Origin of the sequence: Actinoplanes sp. M2I2 (genome assembly GCF_023544445.1) — a bacterium.
In the GTDB taxonomy this organism is placed as follows: Bacteria; Actinomycetota; Actinomycetes; order Mycobacteriales; family Micromonosporaceae; genus Actinoplanes.
The window spans coordinates 245,554-262,965 of sequence record NZ_JALPVJ010000011.1 but is presented as its reverse complement, the minus strand read 5'-3'; the positions used below and the strand labels follow the sequence as shown (position 1 = coordinate 262,965).

Annotated in this window: 15 protein-coding genes and 1 riboswitch; of the genes, 5 read left to right on the top strand and 10 right to left on the bottom strand. The window is 72.6% G+C overall.

Annotated features, from left to right (window positions below; all coding sequences use genetic code 11):
* Positions 1–230 precede the first annotated feature (230 nt).
* A complete protein-coding gene (locus HJC40_RS24335) occupies positions 231–1,670 on the top strand; it encodes an MATE family efflux transporter (protein WP_250003772.1) in 1,440 nt (479 codons plus the stop codon).
* 315 nt (positions 1,671–1,985) lie between these two features.
* Positions 1,986–2,699: a GNAT family N-acetyltransferase gene (locus HJC40_RS24330; RefSeq protein WP_250003770.1), complete on the top strand. Its 714-nt coding sequence runs from the start codon at positions 1,986–1,988 to the stop codon at positions 2,697–2,699.
* 119 nt (positions 2,700–2,818) lie between these two features.
* On the opposite strand, the gene HJC40_RS24325 is transcribed toward HJC40_RS24330, so the two are convergent.
* From HJC40_RS24325 to mgrA, 9 genes are all read right to left on the bottom strand, one after another.
* Positions 2,819–3,490 (bottom strand): alpha/beta hydrolase, encoded by a 672-nt coding sequence (locus tag HJC40_RS24325; RefSeq protein WP_250003768.1) that lies wholly within the window; start codon positions 3,488–3,490, stop codon positions 2,819–2,821.
* A 48-nt stretch (positions 3,491–3,538) separates the two neighbouring features.
* Entirely contained in the window at positions 3,539–4,207 is a 669-nt protein-coding gene (locus tag HJC40_RS24320) for a response regulator (protein ID WP_250003766.1), read from the bottom strand.
* On the bottom strand, positions 4,204–5,787 hold the full coding sequence (locus HJC40_RS24315; protein WP_308200938.1) for an ATP-binding protein: 1,584 nt from the start codon (positions 5,785–5,787) through the stop codon (positions 4,204–4,206). Before HJC40_RS24315 ends, HJC40_RS24320 begins: the two co-directional genes overlap by 4 nt.
* Positions 5,784–8,276 (bottom strand): RNA helicase, encoded by a 2,493-nt coding sequence (locus tag HJC40_RS24310; RefSeq protein WP_250003763.1) that lies wholly within the window; start codon positions 8,274–8,276, stop codon positions 5,784–5,786. The genes HJC40_RS24315 and HJC40_RS24310 overlap by 4 nt, the downstream gene beginning before the upstream one ends.
* 37 nt (positions 8,277–8,313) lie before the next feature.
* Entirely contained in the window at positions 8,314–8,958 is a 645-nt protein-coding gene (locus tag HJC40_RS24305; protein ID WP_250003760.1) for a nucleotidyl transferase AbiEii/AbiGii toxin family protein, read from the bottom strand.
* Between the two features lie 28 nt (positions 8,959–8,986).
* Positions 8,987–9,343 (bottom strand): hypothetical protein, encoded by a 357-nt coding sequence (locus HJC40_RS24300; RefSeq protein ID WP_250003758.1) that lies wholly within the window; start codon positions 9,341–9,343, stop codon positions 8,987–8,989.
* Positions 9,344–9,478: 135 nt separating this feature from the next.
* A complete protein-coding gene (locus HJC40_RS24295) occupies positions 9,479–10,231 on the bottom strand; it encodes a DNA polymerase beta superfamily protein (RefSeq protein ID WP_250003756.1) in 753 nt (250 codons plus the stop codon).
* Positions 10,228–10,890 (bottom strand): DNA polymerase beta superfamily protein, encoded by a 663-nt coding sequence (locus tag HJC40_RS24290; RefSeq protein WP_250003754.1) that lies wholly within the window; start codon positions 10,888–10,890, stop codon positions 10,228–10,230. Before HJC40_RS24290 ends, HJC40_RS24295 begins: the two co-directional genes overlap by 4 nt.
* A 31-nt stretch (positions 10,891–10,921) precedes the next feature.
* The gene (gene mgrA, locus HJC40_RS24285; protein ID WP_308200937.1) at positions 10,922–11,917 is read right to left on the bottom strand and encodes an L-glyceraldehyde 3-phosphate reductase; all 996 of its coding nucleotides are present in this window, start codon (positions 11,915–11,917) and stop codon (positions 10,922–10,924) included.
* 51 nt (positions 11,918–11,968) lie between these two features.
* Positions 11,969–12,072: riboswitch (glycine riboswitch) on the top strand.
* 75 nt (positions 12,073–12,147) lie between these two features.
* Here mgrA and gcvP point away from each other — a divergent pair.
* Positions 12,148–14,952: an aminomethyl-transferring glycine dehydrogenase gene (gcvP, locus tag HJC40_RS24280; protein ID WP_250003752.1), complete on the top strand. Its 2,805-nt coding sequence runs from the start codon at positions 12,148–12,150 to the stop codon at positions 14,950–14,952.
* A gap of 202 nt (positions 14,953–15,154) precedes the next feature.
* On the opposite strand, the gene HJC40_RS24275 is transcribed toward gcvP, so the two are convergent.
* The gene (locus HJC40_RS24275) at positions 15,155–15,355 is read right to left on the bottom strand and encodes a DUF5999 family protein (protein WP_250003750.1); all 201 of its coding nucleotides are present in this window, start codon (positions 15,353–15,355) and stop codon (positions 15,155–15,157) included.
* 126 nt (positions 15,356–15,481) lie between these two features.
* On the opposite strand from HJC40_RS24275, the gene HJC40_RS24270 reads away from it, so the two are divergent.
* Positions 15,482–16,693: a chorismate-binding protein gene (locus HJC40_RS24270; protein ID WP_374272584.1), complete on the top strand. Its 1,212-nt coding sequence runs from the start codon at positions 15,482–15,484 to the stop codon at positions 16,691–16,693.
* Positions 16,694–16,732: 39 nt separating this feature from the next.
* Entirely contained in the window at positions 16,733–17,308 is a 576-nt protein-coding gene (locus HJC40_RS24265) for a dihydrofolate reductase family protein (protein ID WP_250003749.1), read from the top strand.
* The last annotated feature ends 104 nt before the right edge of the window (positions 17,309–17,412 follow it).

Here is a 17,412-nt window from a genome sequence, read left to right as displayed (position 1 = left end):
GCGTCCCGCCGCCGCCCGCTGAACGCTGCTCGATCGCCACCGCGCCGGCATTCCGCCGCCGCCGGACCCCCGCATCGCCACCGCGCCGGCCTCGCCGCCGGACGCTGAATCCTGCCCGGAACACCGCCGCGCCGGCCCCGCCGCCGCGATCCGCCCTGCCCGGAACACCGCCGCGCCGGCCCCGCCGCCGCGCGATCCGCTCTGCCCCGGACCTGCCGAAAGAGGCTGTCATGACCGCTGTCACCCACGAACCCGCCGGAGCTGGCGTCGTCGGCACCAACCGCTGGTACCTCTCCACCGCGCCGATCGTCCGCGCCCTCGTGCACCTGTGCGTGCCGATGGCCGCCGCGATGATCGTCAGCGCCGTCTACAACGTCACCAACGCCGGCTTCATCGGCTCACAGCACGACACCGCGCTGCTGGCCGCGATCACCTTCGGTACGCCGCTGCTGGGCCTGGTCATGGCCATCGGCGGCGTGTTCGGGGTGGGCGGCGGCGCGCTCATCTCGCGCCTGCTCGGGGCGGCCGAGAACGACCCCGCGCAGGCCGGCGAGATCAAGCACGTCTCGTCGTTCGCCGTCTGGGGCTCGGTGATCGCCGGCGCCGTGGTCGGCGGGGCCGGGTTGCTCCTGCTGCACCCGCTGGTGACGCTGCTCGGCGCGGACACCGCCGCGGTGCCGGCCACCCGCGAGTACGTCGCCGTGATGCTGGCCTTCGTGCCGGTGCTCGCGGCCGCGTTCTGCCTCGAGCAGATCGTCCGCGCCGAGGGTGCCGCCCGGCAGGCGATGACCGGGCTCATCCTCTCGGCCGTGGCCAACGTGGTGTTCGATGTCGTCTTCATCCTCGTCTTCCACTGGGGTGTGGCCGGGGCGGCGCTCGGCACCGGGCTGGCCAACCTCGTGACCGTCGCCTACTTCGCCCACCGGCTGCGCCGCAGCGAGCAGATCAGCCTCGCCCCGCGCTGGTTCACCCTGCGCCCGGCCGTGGTCAAGCCGGTCTTCGGGGTCGGCGTCGGCGAGCTGCTCCAGTCCGCGTTCATGATCGTCACGGTGCTGGTGCTGAACAATCTCGCGGCCGCCTACGGCGACGGCCCGCTCGCCGCCATGGGGGTCGCGGTCCGCATCGCCCAGGTGCCCGAGTTCCTGATCATGGGAGTGACGCTCGGCGTGCTGCCGCTGCTGGCCTACGCGTACGGCAAGGGGGACCGCGACCGGCTCCACTCGGCGCTGCGGGCGTCGGCGATCACCGTCGGCGGCGTCCTGCTCGTCCTCGGCGGGGCGGTCTTCCTCTTCCGCGAGCAGGTGCTCTCGGCGTTCTCGGCGGACCCGTCCGTGCTCACCATCGGCGTGACCATCCTGGTCGCCCAGCTCGTCGCCACGGTCGCGAACGGCTTCGCCGGCCTGATCACCTCGCTGTTCCAGGCGGCCGGCCGGGCCACCCCGGCGATCGTGATGTCGATGGCGCAGGGCATCCTCTTCGTCCCGATCGTGCTGGCCGGCAACGCGTTGTTCGGCCTGACCGGCATCATCTGGGCGCTGACGGTCACCGAGGGCCTGGTCTTCCTGGTCGGGGTGGGCCTGTGGCTCGCGGCCCGCCGCTCGATCGACCGCGGTCTGGCCGAGGGCAGCCCCGAGCGCGCCGAAGAGGTGCTGGTGGCGGCGGAGGCCTGACGCCCCGGTTCTGTCGTACCCGCGCGGGAGGATGGCTGGCATGATCCTTGTCGATCGGGCCGGCCACCTCCGTGCCCGCGGGCCGACCGGCGATGCCGGGCTGCGGCCGCCCGACCGATCCGAGGACGCGGATCAGCCGGTGACGTGCGGTTGCGCCGGTCGCCTCGGCTACGAACACGGGCGGGTCGGCAACGCCGGGTTGCGCCTGCCGGCCGGGCCTTCAGGTACGTGTGCGGGGCCGGCGACGCCGGCTGTCCGGCCGGGCCCTCCACGTCTGCGGGCGAGACCTCGGGTCCGGGCTTGGGCGGCCGGGCGATGAAGGGTGAGCGGCTCACGGCTCGGCTGCGGCTCGAGCCGGCCGGGCCGGGCAACGCTCGCGATCTGGCGCTGGTTCTGGGCGACGACGCGGTGTGGCCGTCCTACGGGACAGTGCGGCCCACCCACGAGCAGGTGGAGCGGACGGCGGCGGCCCTGGGCGAGTCGTGGCAGCTCCACGGCGTGCACAAGTGGCTCGCGTACGACCGGCGCAGCGGCGAGGTCGTCGGGCGTGGGGGCCTGTCCCGGACGCCGGTCGACGACGACTGGGGTCAGCTCTACGCGTTCCTGCCCGGCGAGCCGTGGGTCCGGGCCGCGCATCCCAGCCGCCGTCCCTACGTCGCGCACGCGCACTGGGTCGAGCTCGGATGGGCGGTGCGGGGCGCGTTCCAGGGCCACGGCTACGCGTCCGAGATGGGGCGGGCGGCGGTGGCGTACGGCTTCGAGATTCTCGGGGTTCGCGCTGTGGTCTCGTGCGCGGTGCGGTCCAACGTCCGCTCGCGGGCCGTGATGGAGCGGCTCGGCCTGCGCCACGCGGGCGAGATCCGCAGCCCCCACCCGGTCGAGGGCGACGACGCCCCGTACGCGGTCGGTGTGGTCCTGCGCGACGAGGTCGGCCACGGCGCCGGCGACCGAGCACGACCCCCGGCTGGATCAGCACCGGACAGCCGGGGTCAGGCGCACCGCTCGGCCCGTCGGAGGACTGGCCGATGACCCGGATGAAGAGCGGCACCCGGCAGCCGGGGTCAGGTACGGCCAGCTCGGCCTCGAGGTGGCGCATCATGGGGGCGACCGCCGCTGCCGACCTGCCGGTCGGTGGTTGGCGCCGCCGGTCACAGGTCGTGCAGCAGGCCGAGCACGCGCTCGGGGCCGTCGCGCAGGACGTTGTGGGTCGTCGGCCACTCGACGTACTGCCACGCCGGATCGTCGCGCACCCGCTCCATGGCCACCGGCGCCTGCAGCCCGCCGGGCGTCTCGAGCGCGGCGGCGTAGCGCTTCACCGGCACCGACTTCCACGCGCCGGTCAGCCGGGTCTTCTCGAGCAGCGTGGCGAACGGGTGGGGCCGGGCCCGGTCGGCGAAGAACGGCATCGGCGCGAGCCCGAGCCCGTCCGCGCCGACCGAGTCGAGGAAGTACTTCCGGTTCTCCTCGGTGGTGACGTCCCAGCACGACTCGCCGTCCTCGAGGATGTCGCTGTCGAGGTGCACCAGCGCGCTCACCCGCGCCGGGGCCCGGTCGGCCGCGGCGTTGATCACCGGGCCGCCGTAGCTGTGACCGACCAGCACGACCGGGTCGCTGCCGGCGGTCAGGTCCTCGACCAGGGTGTCGAGCTGCTCGACGTGGGTCGTCAGGTTGACCGGGCGGCGGGTGAGATCGTCGTCGGGCCACAGCCCGGCCAGCGTGACGGCGTGGGCGCGGTGGCCCCGCTTCTGAAGTTCGGTGGCGAGCGGCTCGTACCACCAGCCGCCGTGCCAGGCCCCCGGGACGAGAACGAAGGTAGTCATGGCCTCTGTCTATACCAGGCCGGCCGGGCCTGCCCAGCCGGCCGGGGGTCAGGGCTGGAAGCGGTAACCCATTCCCGGTTCGGTGATCAGGTGCCTCGGCCGGGTGGGGTCGTCCTCGAGCTTGCGGCGCAGGCGGGCCATGTACTGGCGCAGGTAGTTGGTCTCGGTGTCGTACTGCGGACCCCACACGTCGTGCAGCAGGCTGCGCTGGGTGATCAGTTTGCCGGGGTTGCGCAGCAGCCGTTCCAGCAGCTGCCACTCGGTCGGGGTGAGCCGCTGCTCCGGGGTGATCGTGTGGCCGGCCAGGTCGATCGTGTGCTGCCCGAGGGTGATCGGGCCGGGCGGCGTGTCCGAGGACTGCGCCCGGCGGGTCACCGCGCGGATGCGGGCGAGCAGCTCGTCCACGCCGAACGGCTTGGTCACGTAGTCGTCGGCGCCGGCGTCGAGCGCGGCCACCTTGTCACCGCCCTCGGCCCGCCCGGACAGCACGATGATCGGCACGGTGGTCCAGCCGCGCAGGCCCCGGATGACCTCGGTGCCGTCCAGGTCGGGCAGTCCCAGGTCGAGCACGACCAGGTCGGGGGAGTGGGCGGCGGCCGCCTTGAGCGCGCTCGCGCCGTCGGCGGCCACGTCCACCTCGTACCGGCGGGCGCGCAGGTTGATCCGCAGCGCGCGCAGGATCTGCGGGTCGTCGTCGACGACGAGGATGCGCGTCACATCGTGCCCATCGGCAGCGTCAGGACCATGGTGAGGCCTCCTCCGGGGGTCTCCTGCGGGGTCAGGGTGCCGTCCATCGCCTCGGTCAGGCCGCGCGACAGGGCCAGGCCGAGGCCCACGCCGGTGTGGTTGTCGCGGTCGCCCAGCCGCTGGAAGGCCTGGAAGATCCGCTCGCGGTCGCCCGGGGGCACCCCGGGGCCGTGGTCGACGACGCGCAGCTGGACCCGGTCGCCGTCGGTGCCGCCGGTGATCTCGGGCGGCCGGTCGGCCGGACTGTAGCGCAGCGCGTTGCCCACGACGTTGACCAGCACCCGGTCGAGCAGCCCGGGGTCGGCCCGCGCGGCCGGCAGGTCGTCCGGCAGCCGTACGGTGATCCGGCGCCCGGCCGGGCCGAGCTCGTCCAGCGCGGCCGGGACGACGTCCTCCAGGCCCACGTCGGTCAGGTGCACGGCGAGCGCCCCGGCCTCCAGGCGGCTCAGGTCGAGCAGGTTGGCCAGCAGCGCGGCGAGCCGGTCGAGCGACTCGTCGGCGGTGGCCAGGAGCTCCCGGCGGTCGTCCTCGTCGAAGTGCACGCCGTCGCTGCGCAGGCCGGCGACGGCGGCCTTGGCCGAGGCCAGCGGCGTGCGGAGGTCGTGGCTGACCGCCGCCAGCAGGGCCGAGCGGACGCGGTCGCCCTCGGCCGCGGTGGCCAGGCGTTGCTGGCGCAGGGCGACGGCGGCCTGGGCGCCGAAGGCGCGGGCGATCGTCTGCTCGTTGTCGTCGAGCGGGCGGCCGCGCAGGGCGAGGACGAGCCCGTCGCCCGCGGGTATCACGAGCTCGTCGGGATCCAGGTTGCGGTCACTGGGAGAAACGACACCGTGGCCGGCCTGTGGAGAACCCGTTTCGCCCGCCGGCGGCGCGGTAGCGTTCGGCCCACCCTGATGGGCGGGGGAGGCGGTGGCACCCCGCACCTTCAGAAGAACGTCCGGTGAGGCGGCGACGACCGAGCGGCCGGCGGCTGCGCGCTCCAGCAGCGCCACGGAATCCAGGCCGAAGAGCTCCCGCAACTCCCCGAGCAGCCCGCGCAGCGGGTCCGGCCCGGCCAGCACCCCGCCGGCCACCGCGGCCAGGATGTGCGCGTCGGCGGCGGCTGCCACGGCCTGCCGGGTCCGCCGGGCGGCCAGGTCGACGATCCACGACACGGCCAGCGCGACCAGCACGAAGACGGCCAGCGCGAGCGCGCCCTCGCGGGTGCTCACGTCGAGGCTGCGGACCGGTGCGGTGAAGAAGTAGTTCAGCAGCAGAAAGCCGCCGACCGCGGCCAGCAGGGCGGGCCACAGCCCGCCCAGCAGCGCCACCCCGACCACGGCGGCCAGGAAAAGGATCACCCCGCCGGCCAGCTCGAGCCCGGCCGCGTCGACCACCGCGGTCAGCGCCGGCAACCCGAGCAGCGTCACCGCGAAGCCGGCCGCGACCCGCCGGCCGTGTCCCGCGGCAGCCCGATCGCGGCCGGCGCGGGCCGGCGGCGCGGGCGCGCCGTCGCCGTCGCCGCCCGGGGACGAGGACGGGGACGGGGACGGGGACGGCGGCCTTCCGGTCACGCCGAGTGCGGGCCGACCGCGGTCACGACGATCGCCGCCGCGCCGATCTCGTCGGAGGCGGCCAGGTCGACGGTGGCCTCGATGCCCCAGTCGTGGTCGCCCTCGGGGTCCTCGAAGACCTGCCGGACGACCCAGGCGGTCGGGCCGGCGTCGATGTGCAGGAAAGCCGGGCCGCGGGCGGCCGGGCCGGTGCCGAGCGAGTCGTACTCGTCGAAGTAGTCCTCGATCGCGTCCTGCCAGCGGCCGGCCGTCCAGCCCGACTCGCCGTCGAGCTCGCCCAGGTCGGTGTAGCGGCGCAGCGCGGCCAGCTCGACCCGGCGGAACAGGGCGTTGCGCACCAGCACCCGGAACGCGCGGGTGTTGCGGGTGACCGCGGGCGGCTTGTCGTCGATGCGGACCTCTTCGACGTCGGCGCCCGGGTTGCGCAGCCGCTCCCACTCGTCGAGCAGGCTGGAGTCGACCTGCCGGACGAGCTCGCCCAGCCACTCGATGAGGTCGGTCAGCTCCTCGGTGCGGGCGTCCTCGGGGACGGTCTGGCGCAGCGCCCGGAACGCGTCGGCCAGGTAGCGCAGCACCAGGCCCTCGGAGCGGGACAGCCCGTAGAACGACACGTACTCGGTGAAGGTCATCGCCCGCTCGTACATGTCCCGGACGACACTCTTGGGCTTGAGCTCGTAGTCGGCGACCCACGGGTGGCCGCGCCGGTAGGTCTCGTACGCCGCCTCGAGCATCTCGAGCAGCGGCCGGGGGTGGGTGACGTCCTCGAGCAGCGTCATCCGCTCCTCGTACTCGATGCCCTCGGACTTCATCGCGTTCACGGCCTCGCCGCGGGCCTTCTGCCGCTGCGCCGAGAGCACCTGCCGCGGGTCCTCCAGCGTCGACTCGATGACCGACACGACGTCGAGCGGGTAGTCGGGCGCCTCGCGGTCGAGCAGCTCCAGGCTGGCCAGCGCGAACGGCGACAGCGCCTGGTTGAGCGCGAAGTCGAGCTGCAGGTCCTCGGTGAGCCGGTAGACCCCGTCCTCCGTACGCTCGATGACCCCGCCGGCCATCAGGGCGCGGGCGATGGCGATGGCCCGGCGGATGTGGCGCCGCTGGGCGGCCGGCTCCTCGTGGTTGTCGGTGAGCAGGTGGCGCATCGCCTGGAACGGGTCGCCGCCGCGGGCCAGCACGTTGAGCAGCATCGCGTGCGACACCTGGAACGACGAGGTCAGTGGTTCGGGATCGGCCGACACCAACCGGTCGAACGTGGGCTGGCCCCAGCCGATGGAACCCTCCGGCGGCTTCTTGCGGACGACCTTGCGCCGTTTCTTGGGGTCGTCGCCCGCCTTGGCCAGCGCCCGCTCGTTGTCGATCACGTGCTCGGGTGCCTGCACGAGGACCGTGCCCAGCGTGTCGTACCCGGCCCGGCCCGCCCGCCCGGCGATCTGGTGGAACTCACGGGCCTTGAGCAGGCGGGTCTTGACCCCGTCGTACTTGGACAGACCGGTGAACAGCACCGTGCGGATGGGCACGTTGATGCCGACGCCGAGCGTGTCGGTGCCGCAGATGACTTTGAGCAGCCCGGCCTGGGCCAGCGTCTCGACCAGGCGGCGGTATTTCGGCAGCATGCCCGCGTGGTGCACGCCGATGCCGTGCCGCACCAGCCGGGACAGCTGCCGGCCGAACCCGGCGGTGAACCGGAAGCCGCCGATGGCGGTGGCGATCGCGTCCTTCTCCGCCCGGGTGGCCATGTTGATGCTCATCAGCGACTGCGCCCGTTCCAGGGCGGCCGCCTGGGTGAAGTGCACGATGTAGACCGGCGCCTGCTTGGTCTGCAGCAGCTCCTCGATCGTCTCGTGCAACGGCGTCATCGCGTACGAGAACAGAAGCGGGACGGGCCGCTCGACGCTGGCCACGACGGCGGTCGGCCGGCCGGTGCGCCGGGACAGGTCGTCGACGAAGCGGGTGGTGTCGCCGAGGGTCGCGGACATGAGGATGAACTGGGCCTGCGGCAGCTCGATGATCGGCACCTGCCAGGCCCAGCCCCGGTCGGGCTCGGCGTAGAAGTGGAACTCGTCCATGACGACCTGGCCGACGTCGGCGTCCGCGCCCTCGCGCAGCGCCAGGTTGGCCAGCACCTCGGCGGTGCAGCAGATGATCGGCGCGTCGGCGTTGACGTTGGCGTCGCCGGTGAGCATGCCGACGTTGTGGGCGCCGAAGACCGCGCACAGCGCGAAGAACTTCTCGCTGACCAGGGCCTTGATCGGTGCGGTGTAGAAGGTGGTGCGGCCGTCGGCCAGCGCGACGAAGTGCGCGCCGGTCGCGACCAGGCTCTTGCCCGACCCCGTCGGGGTGTTGAGGATGACGTTCGCCCCGGTGGCGATCTCGATCAGCGCCTCTTCCTGATGGGTGTAGAGGGCCAGGCCCTGCTCGGTCGCCCACTTCTGGAAGGCGTCGAAGACGGCGTCGGGATCGGTGGTGCCCGGGAGGCGGTCGGTCAGCGTCATGATGCGTTCACTATATGGATGCCGCGCTTTCCTGAGATCAGTGACGTGGCCATTGCCCGAGGCGTTGCCGCAGCTCGGCGATCTGATCCACGGTGAGGCCGTAGAGCGCGAACCGCGCGTCGCTCAGCCGATCGAGATAACGCCCGGCGTCGGCCACATCTTCCGGGTCGAGCGCCGGGTCGGCCGCGCGGGCCAGGGCCAGCAGCCGCTCCAGCGGATAGCGATCGAGCGCGGCCGCCACGTCGATGTAGTCGCGCACCTCGCGCCGGTTGACCAGCGCGGCGACCTTGGTGGCGACCAGGTCGTCGAGGTGCATGACCGGGCCGAGCTCCATGACGACCGGTTTCTTGGAACGGTCGAGCCGGCACAGCGTGAGCCGCAGGGCCCGCTTGTCGGTGGCGACCAGGAACTCCTGCAGGTCCTCGTCCATGCCCTCGAAGAGCTCGTCGCCCTCCTCGCGGACGACCCGGTAGCCGGCCTCGCGCAGGGCGGTGGAGACCTCGCCGGCCGCCGCGGCCACCCCGCCGGCGGTGTCGGTGAACAGGTCGACGTCCTCGGTCGGGCGCTGGACGAGCCCGCTGACCAGCCAGGCGAAGCCGCCGCCGAGGACGAACCCGTGCTTGTCGGCCACGGCCAGCGCGATGCGGGCCACGTCGGAGTAGAAGTCGTCGACGCTCGCCACCGCGTCAGGGTAGCGCCGGGCGCGCGGCTCAGGCGACGGCGTCGGCCAGCCTCGCGGCGTGGCGCAGGCGGCCGTGCCGGGCCTCCCAGGCGGCGCGCACGCCGCGCGGCAGGTTGAGCTCGGGCCACACCCGCACCAGGGTCGGCCCGTGCAGGTGGGTGCGCAGCTCCTCGACGCGGATGGCCTCGCGGAGCACGTTCTCGTACATCCAGGCGAGCATGGTCGGCTCGGCCAGGTCGAACGCCCGCTGCGGGCCCCACCACAACCGCAACGGAAGCTCGACGAGCCCCGCGGTGGGCCCGCACAGCTCACCCAACGTGCCGGCCACCAGGACCGGCCGGTGGGGCCGGGAGAGGTGGACGGCGACCTCAGCAACGGCGGACATGCGATCAGCGTAAACCGACACGCTGCTCAAACCGAGTTCCTAGCCTCCTAGGATGCCTTAGCGGCGGAGCCGCACACCACGGAACGACGCCTTCGGCGACGATCACACGGCAATTGACCGGCGACGACGCGACGATCACACAGTGGACAGGCGGGTGCGCACCACGAGGTCGTTCAACGCGGCCACGGCGGACTCTTCCGGGTACGCGGGCAGGGCAGAGGCGTCGCGAGCCTCCTCCAGCCCGGCCCGCAGCACGGCCGCGTCCGAGCGCAGCCGTTCCTCCAGCCCGGCCGGGAAGGGCGCCTTCTCGGCCGACCGCTTGAGGGCGATCAGTTCCGGCACGTACGGCACGGAGGTGCCCAGCACCGCGAGGTCGGTCTCCAGCTCACCGGTGCGCATCAGGTGCTGCCCGGTCAGCAGGACCCGCAGCCAGTACAGCGCCGCCTTGAGCCGCCCGGTCTTGTCGAACAGCCGCTCCTGCGACGCGGCGAAGCCGAGGTAGTGCTGGGCGTGCCCGGACGTCACGAACGCCGGCGCCAGCGCGACGAGCTGCTCGTGCAGCGGCCCGGTGGTGACCACGAGCGGCGACAGCAACTGCTCCAGGACGTAGCCGTTGCGGCTGTTCAGCAGGCGGGCGAACTTGCGCAGGTCGTGGCTGACGACGTCGAGCTCCACGCCGTCGCGGACGCCGCTGGTCGTCAGCGTCTCGGGTCCGACGCGCAGGCCGACCACTTCGGCGGCCGGCAGCACGTGGGCGGCGCGCAGGTCGAGGTCGGAGTCGACGGACGCGAACCCGTACAGGTGGGCCCCGCTCACCGTCGCGAACACCACCGGGTACGGCAGTTCGGCCACCACCTCGGCCGACCACTGCGGAACGACTGTCGTCACGTCAAGCCCCTCTCCCGTACGCCCAGAAGCAGTTGATCTATCGCCGCGCGGTCCGGGTCCGCGGGCAGGCCGGTGGTGTCCAGGGCCGAGGCCAGCTCGCCGCGCAGGTCGCCGGCCCAGGCGGTGACCGATTCCCACGGCATCGTGCCGTTGCGGACGTCGAGCAGCCGGGAGCGCATCGGGCGCACGTCGACCAGCACCTCGCCGGTGCGCAGCACGTGTGCGCCGGCCAGCAGCAGGCGGATCATGTGCATGGCCTGCTTCCCGTTCGTCTCGCCGGTGCGGTCGCGGCGGGCGGCGACGCGGGTGAGCTGGTCGCGGGCGTACTCCCCGTAGGTCGCGGCGACCTTGCGGGAGAGGAAGGCCGACCGTACCGCCAGCAGTTCCGAGCCGTCGGGGGTCAGCACCTCGACCAGCGGGGACCAGAGCACCTCGAGCACGGTCGGGTTGGCCTGCAGCGCGAGCGTGCAGAAGCGTTCGATCTCCCACGAGAACTGTTCGGGCAGGGGCCCGTCGAAGTGGGTGGGCGGCTTGTCCAGCGACCAGAAGGCCCGGGTCGGCGCGGCGAACACGCCTCGGCGGTCGTGGTCGGAGCCGGGCCCGTCGAGTCCGTAGGCGCGCGATCCGACCACGACCCCGAGGATCATGTTCTCGATCATGAACTGAGGCTATCGGCCCCGGGGAAGCGATTTACAGGTCGAGCACGGTCCCGTCGATGTCGCCGAGCTCGCCCGCGCTCAGCGACAGGTTGCCGATGGTGGCGACGTTGTTCTCGAGCTGCTCGACGCTGCTGGCGCCGATGATGACGCTGGTCATCCGCTCGTCGCGCAGCGCCCAGGCCAGCGCCATCTGGGCCAGCGACTGCCCGCGCCGCTGGGCGATGTCGTTGAGCGCGTGAATCCGTCCGAGGGTCTGGTTGTCCAGGTCGCTCTCGTTGAGGAAGGTGCTGGTCCGCACGCGGGAGTCGTCGGGGATGCCGCCGAGGTAGCGGTCGGTGAGCAGGCCCTGCTGCAGCGGGCTGTAGGCGATGCAGCCGGCGCCGGCCTCCTGCAGCGTGTCGAGCAGGTTGTCCTTCTCGATCCAGCGGTTGAGGATCGAGTACGACGGCTGGTGGATCAGCAGCGGCGTCCCCAGCCGGGAGAGGATGGCGGCGGCCTCGGCGGTCTGCGCGGAGGTGTAGTTGGACAGGCCGACGTACTGGGCCTTGCCCGCGCGGACCACGGCGTCGAGCGCGCCCATGGTCTCCTCGAGCGGGGTGTCCGGGTCGGGCCGGTGGTGGTAGAAGACGTCCACGTAGTCCAGGCCGAGCCGCTGCAGGGACTGGTCGAGCGAGCTGACCAGGTATTTGCGTGAGCCCCACTCGCCGTACGGGCCGGGCCACATGAGGTAGCCGGCCTTGGTCGAGACGACGATCTCGTCGCGGTGGGCCTTGAGGTCGGTGGCGAGGATGCGGCCGAAGTTGCTCTCGGCGCTGCCGGCCGGCGGGCCGTAGTTGTTGGCCAGGTCGAAATGGGTGACGCCGAGGTCGAACGCGCGGCGCACGATGTCGCGCTGGCGCTGCCAGGGCCGCTCGTCGCCGAAGTTGTGCCACAGGCCGAGCGAGATGACGGGCAGGCGCAGGCCGCTGCGCCCGGTCCGCCGGTAGGGCATGGTGTCGTAGCGGTCGCCCGCGGGGGTGTAGATCACAACCCCACCCTAGAGACACGCGTCGGAAACATGGCCGCTGGTAGGTTGGTTGCCAGCCATGCGGGAGAGACCGATCGCATCTCAGTGGTTCGCGACGGCGCCGAAGGGGCAAATCCTCCCCGGAACCTCTCAGGCAAAAGGACCGCGTGGGCAAGCGACTCTGAAGCTTTCGTGCGTGCGCGGCGTGACAGAGGGGGAGGCCGCCTTGTCGACCTCTCTTAGGAGCCGTCATGACGTTCGCTTCCCGGCATATCGGGCCGGACAACGACGAGCAGACCCACATGCTCAAAGCCATCGGGTACGCGTCGCTGGACGCTCTGATGGACGCCGCGATCCCCGAGGTGATCCGCTGGCACGGGTCGCTGAACCTGCCGGCGGCGGCCTCCGAGGAGGAGACGATCGCCGAGCTGCGGGCGATCGCCGGTCGTAACCGGGTCACGACCTCGATGATCGGGCTCGGCTACTACGGAACGTTCACCCCGGCCGTGATCCGGCGCAACGTGCTGGAGAACCCGGCCTGGTACACGGCGTACACGCCCTACCAGCCGGAGATCAGCCAGGGCCGGCTCGAGGCGCTGCTGAACTTCCAGACCATGGTGACCGACCTCACCGGCCTCACGACGGCGAACGCCTCGATGCTGGACGAGGGCACGGCCGTCGCCGAGGCGATGACGCTGGCCAAGCGGGCTTCCAAGTCCAAGTCCCAGGTGTACGTGGTGGACGCGGACACCCTGCCGCAGACCCTCGCGGTGCTGCGGACCCGGGCCGAGCCGCTCGGCATCACGCTGCACCTGCTCGACCTGGACGCCGGCGCCCCGCTGCCGGACGACTTCTTCGGCCTGCACCTGCAGTACCCGGGAGCCTCCGGCGCCGTACGCGACCACGAGCCGTTGATCGAGGCGGCCCATCAGCAGGGCGCGCTGGTGACCGTGGCGGCCGACCTGCTGGCGTTGACGCTGCTGCGCGCGCCGGGCGAGATCGGCGCGGACATCGCGGCCGGCACGACCCAGCGTTTCGGGGTGCCGCTCGGCTTCGGTGGCCCGCACGCCGGCTACCTGGCTGTCCGGGCCGGGCTCGAGCGGTCGCTGCCCGGCCGGTTGGTCGGGGTGTCCAAGGACGCGGACGGCGCGCCGGCCTACCGGCTGGCCCTGCAGACCCGTGAGCAGCACATCCGCCGCGAGAAGGCGACGAGCAACATCTGCACGGCGCAGGTGCTGCTGGCCGTGATGGCCAGCATGTACGCGGTCTATCACGGCCCGGCCGGTCTGCGGGCGATCGCCGCACGGGTGCACGAGCGGGCCCTGGCGCTGGCCGGGGGGCTGACCGCGGCCGGTGTCGAGGTGACGCACGACGCCTTCTTCGACACGGTGACCGCTGTCGTGCCGGGCCGGGCCGCCTCGATCGTCGCCGCGGCCGCCTCCGACGGCGTGGATCTGCGCCTGGTCGACGACGACCGCGTGTCGGTCTCGGCCGACGAGACCACCACCGAGGCGCACGTCGCGACCGTGCTGGCCGCGTTCGGCGCGGCGGCGGCCGAGCCGGCCGTCTCCGGGGTGCGCGGGCTGGGCCGGACGAGCGACTACCTGACCCACCCGGTGTTCCGGACCCACCACTCCGAGACGAGCATGCTGCGCTACCTGCGCAAGCTGTCGGACCGGGACTACGCGCTGGACCGCGGCATGATCCCGCTGGGCTCGTGCACGATGAAGCTCAACGCGACCACCGAGATGGAACCGGTCACCTGGCCCGAGTTCGCCAACATCCACCCGTACGCCCCTTCTGCCAACACCGCCGGCTACGAGCAGCTGGTGGCCACGCTCGAGGGCTGGCTGGCCGAGATCACCGGGTACGACGCGGTGAGCGTGCAGCCCAACGCCGGCTCGCAGGGTGAGCTGGCCGGTCTGCTGGCCATCCGCGGCTACCACCGCTCGCGGGGCGAGGCCCACCGCGACGTGTGCCTGATCCCGTCGAGCGCGCACGGCACGAATGCGGCCAGCGCGGTCATGGCCGGCATGCGGGTCGTCGTGGTGGCCTGCGACGACGCCGGCAACGTGGACCTGGACGACCTGCACGCCAAGATCGAGAAGCACGCCGGTTCGCTCGCCGCGATCATGGTGACCTACCCGTCGACCCACGGCGTGTACGAGTCCTCGATCGCCGACCTGTGCGCGGCCGTGCACGAGGCCGGCGGTCAGGTGTACGTGGACGGCGCCAACCTGAACGCGCTGGTCGGCTTCGCCCGGCCGGGCAAGTTCGGCGCCGACGTGTCGCACCTGAACCTGCACAAGACGTTCTGCATCCCGCACGGCGGTGGCGGTCCCGGCGTCGGCCCGGTCGCGGTCCGCTCGCACCTGGCCGACTTCCTGCCCGGTGACCCGCTGGAGCCCGGCGACCACCACGCGGTCTCGGCGGCGGCGCACGGCTCGGCCGGCATCCTGCCGATCTCGTGGGCGTACCTGCGGATGATGGGCCCCGATGGCCTGGCCGCGGCCACCGGCACGGCGGTGCTGACGGCGAACTACGTGGCCTCGCGGCTGCGTGAGCACTACCCGGTGCTCTACACCGGCTCCGGCGGGCTGGTCGCGCACGAGTGCATCCTCGACCTGCGGCCGATCACCAAGGCCACCGGTGTCACGGTCGACGACGTGGCCAAGCGGCTGATCGACTACGGCTTCCACGCGCCGACGATGTCGTTCCCGGTGGCCGGCACGCTGATGGTGGAGCCGACCGAGAGCGAGGATCTGGCCGAGCTCGACCGGTTCGTCCACGCGATGATCGCCATCAAGGGCGAGATCGACCAGGTCGCCGCCGGGGTGTGGCCCAAGGGCGACAACCCGCTGGCCAACGCCCCGCACACCGCGTCGGCGGTCACCGCCGACGAGTGGGAGCACGCGTACCCGCGGTCGGTGGCCGGTTTCCCGTCAGGGGTGGACCGGACGGCCAAGTACTGGCCGCCGGTGCGGCGCATCGACGGGGCCTACGGCGACCGGAACCTGGTCTGCTCGTGCCCGGCGCCCGAGGCGTTCGAGGACTGAGGGCGTTTCGGATGAGCGATGGGGCGCGCCCTCGGGTCGGGGGCGCGCTTCGTCCCGCGTCGCGCGTGTCGTCGTTGTCCGCGCGGGTAGAACATCCGGCTAGCTTCGTCCGGGTCGGAATCGTCCGGCTCAGGGGATGCATTCAACTACGGTGAGTAGTGATGTGGGTCGAACTCTCCGGGGGTTTTCAGGTCCTTCCCCGTCAGGCCGCGAGGGCGTGCGGGGCCGGACCGCGGTGCGGTTCGATCATGGTGCCGTCGGGCAGGATCTCACCGGTGTCCTCGAAGACGATGACGCCGTTGCAGAGGAGGCTCCAGCCCTGCTCGCGGCACGTCGCGACGGTCCGCGCGGCCTCACGATCGACGGCTTCGGCGGTGGGGCAGGGGTTCATGTGCTGGCACATCAGGTGTTTCTCCGGTCGGGGGGCTTGTGTGATGACTCACAACGACGGTGACGGACGTTACCTCAAATCGAACGACGACGGTTCGAGCCGGTGACGGTGTCGCCATTGACAGAATCCTCGTCTCCGATGGTCCACGGAAGCCGGTCGATCGGCCACTTCCCGGCACCCCCCTTCGTCGCTCCGCCGGGTGCTCCGGGGTCCTGCCAGGGCGGTCACCGTGCGTCAACATGGTTCCGTTGGTCCAGGTGTGACGGTGGCGACCCCGCAGAGCTTGTCTCCGAGTTCCTGGCCGACAACGGACTGAGCGTGCGAAACATTGGCCGAACGGCTGACCACGTCCGGCCGATCGGCGCTGGCTCGATCTGCGGAGCGGCACTGTACGTATCGGCCGATGCCGGTTCCGTGATGGCCGGCGGCGCTCCGGGCGCGCCCTCGCCCGTGCCGTCGATCCCGGACGTCTACGCCGTGGTCTACGAACACGTCCCCGGCGACGACCGCCCCGAGCCGGCCCGGCCGGATTTCACCCTGGGGGAGTGGACGCCGAGCTGGACCCCGTCCGCCCACGCCGCGGCGGTCGGGGCCGTGCGGGCGGCGATCGGGCGCGGCGACGTCTATCAGGTCAACGTCGTGGGGCACGCCAGCGCGCCGTACGGCGGGGATCCGCTGCCCGCGCTGCGCCGGGTGGCCGCGCTGCCCGGGGCCCGCTACGGCGGCGTGCTGGCCGGCGACGGCTGGGCCCTGGCCACCGCCTCGCCGGAGACCCTCGTCGAGGTGCGCGACGGCCGCGTCGTGACCCGGCCGATCAAGGGGACCCGCCCGGCCACCGCGCTGGGCCGCCGGGAGCTGCTCGCGTCGGCCAAGGAACGCGCCGAGCACGTGATGATCGTCGACCTGTCCCGCAACGACCTGGCCCGGCTGCCCGGGCTGGGGCCGGTCGAGGTCGAGGACCTCTTCGCCGTACGCCGGTGGTCGGGTCTGTGGCAGGCCGAGTCGGTGGTGTCGGCGCCGGTCGTGGGCGAGCTCGATCTGGCCTCGCTGCTGCGGGCGCTCGTGCCGGGCGGATCGGTGACCGGGGCCCCCAAGATCGCCGCGCTGGCCGAGATCGCGCGGCTCGAGCCGGTCGGGCGGGGCGTGAGCATGGCCGCGGTCGGGTGGGTCGGGCCCGGCCACCTCGACCTGGGGCTGACCATCCGTACCGTCGCGGTGGACGGGTCGCGGGTGCACGCGTGGGCCGGCGGTGGCATCACCTGGGACAGCGACCCGTGGGCCGAGGTGGCCGAGGCGGAGGCGAAGCTGGCGCCGGTCAGGACCGCCCTCGCCGCCGCCGTGCTTCCCTGAGCCCGGTTCTTGTCGTATCCCGGTGAGAGAGTGCCGGGCATGCCGAAGACGCAGTACTACACGGCCACGTCGATCGACGGTTACATCGCCGACCGGCAGAACTCGCTCGACTGGCTCTTCGAGACCGGCGACGGGCGCGCCGACGACACCGGCACCGAGCCGTTCGCGGCCTTCTTCGCCGGGGTGGGCGCGTTCGCCATGGGCGCCACCACGTACGAGTGGGTGTTCGCGCACGAGAGACTGGCCGAGCAGCCGCAGAAGTGGCGGGAGTACTACGGCGACGTGCCGTGCTGGGTGTTCACCCACCGCGACCTGCCGCCGCTGCCCGGTTCCACGGTCCATTTCGTGCGTGGTGACGTGCGCCCGGTGCACGCGGCGATGACGGCGGCCGCCGGCGGGCGCAACGTCTGGATCGTCGGCGGCGGCGAGCTGGCCGCCACGTTCGCCGACGCGGGCCTGCTCGACGAGATCATCCTGGGCGTCGCCCCGGTGACCCTGGGCGGCGGCGCCCCGCTGCTGCCGCGCCGGCTGAGCTCGTCGCGCCTGAGCCTCACCGGCGTCGAGCGGCGCGGGCCCTTCGCCTACCTGACGTACGCCGTGGCCGCCCCGGCCTGACGCCCCGGCTGGCCGGATCGGGCCGCGGCGGGCACCATGGGACCCGTTCGAGGCCTCCGCCACGGTCACCGAACGGCCCGGTCGGCACGTCTGGGTTCAGAGAC

Coding starts and splice junctions, on each gene's coding strand:
- HJC40_RS24335 (WP_250003772.1), top strand. CDS start 231: ATGACCGCTGTCACCCACGAACCCGCCGGAGCTGGCGTCGTCGGCACC.
- HJC40_RS24330 (WP_250003770.1), top strand. CDS start 1,986: ATGAAGGGTGAGCGGCTCACGGCTCGGCTGCGGCTCGAGCCGGCCGGG.
- HJC40_RS24325 (WP_250003768.1), bottom strand. CDS start 3,490: ATGACTACCTTCGTTCTCGTCCCGGGGGCCTGGCACGGCGGCTGGTGG.
- HJC40_RS24310 (WP_250003763.1), bottom strand. CDS start 8,276: ATGACGCTGACCGACCGCCTCCCGGGCACCACCGATCCCGACGCCGTC.
- HJC40_RS24300 (WP_250003758.1), bottom strand. CDS start 9,343: ATGTCCGCCGTTGCTGAGGTCGCCGTCCACCTCTCCCGGCCCCACCGG.
- HJC40_RS24290 (WP_250003754.1), bottom strand. CDS start 10,890: ATGATCGAGAACATGATCCTCGGGGTCGTGGTCGGATCGCGCGCCTAC.
- gcvP (WP_250003752.1), top strand. CDS start 12,148: ATGACGTTCGCTTCCCGGCATATCGGGCCGGACAACGACGAGCAGACC.
- HJC40_RS24275 (WP_250003750.1), bottom strand. CDS start 15,355: ATGTGCCAGCACATGAACCCCTGCCCCACCGCCGAAGCCGTCGATCGT.
- HJC40_RS24270 (WP_374272584.1), top strand. CDS start 15,482: ATGGTCCACGGAAGCCGGTCGATCGGCCACTTCCCGGCACCCCCCTTC.
- HJC40_RS24265 (WP_250003749.1), top strand. CDS start 16,733: ATGCCGAAGACGCAGTACTACACGGCCACGTCGATCGACGGTTACATC.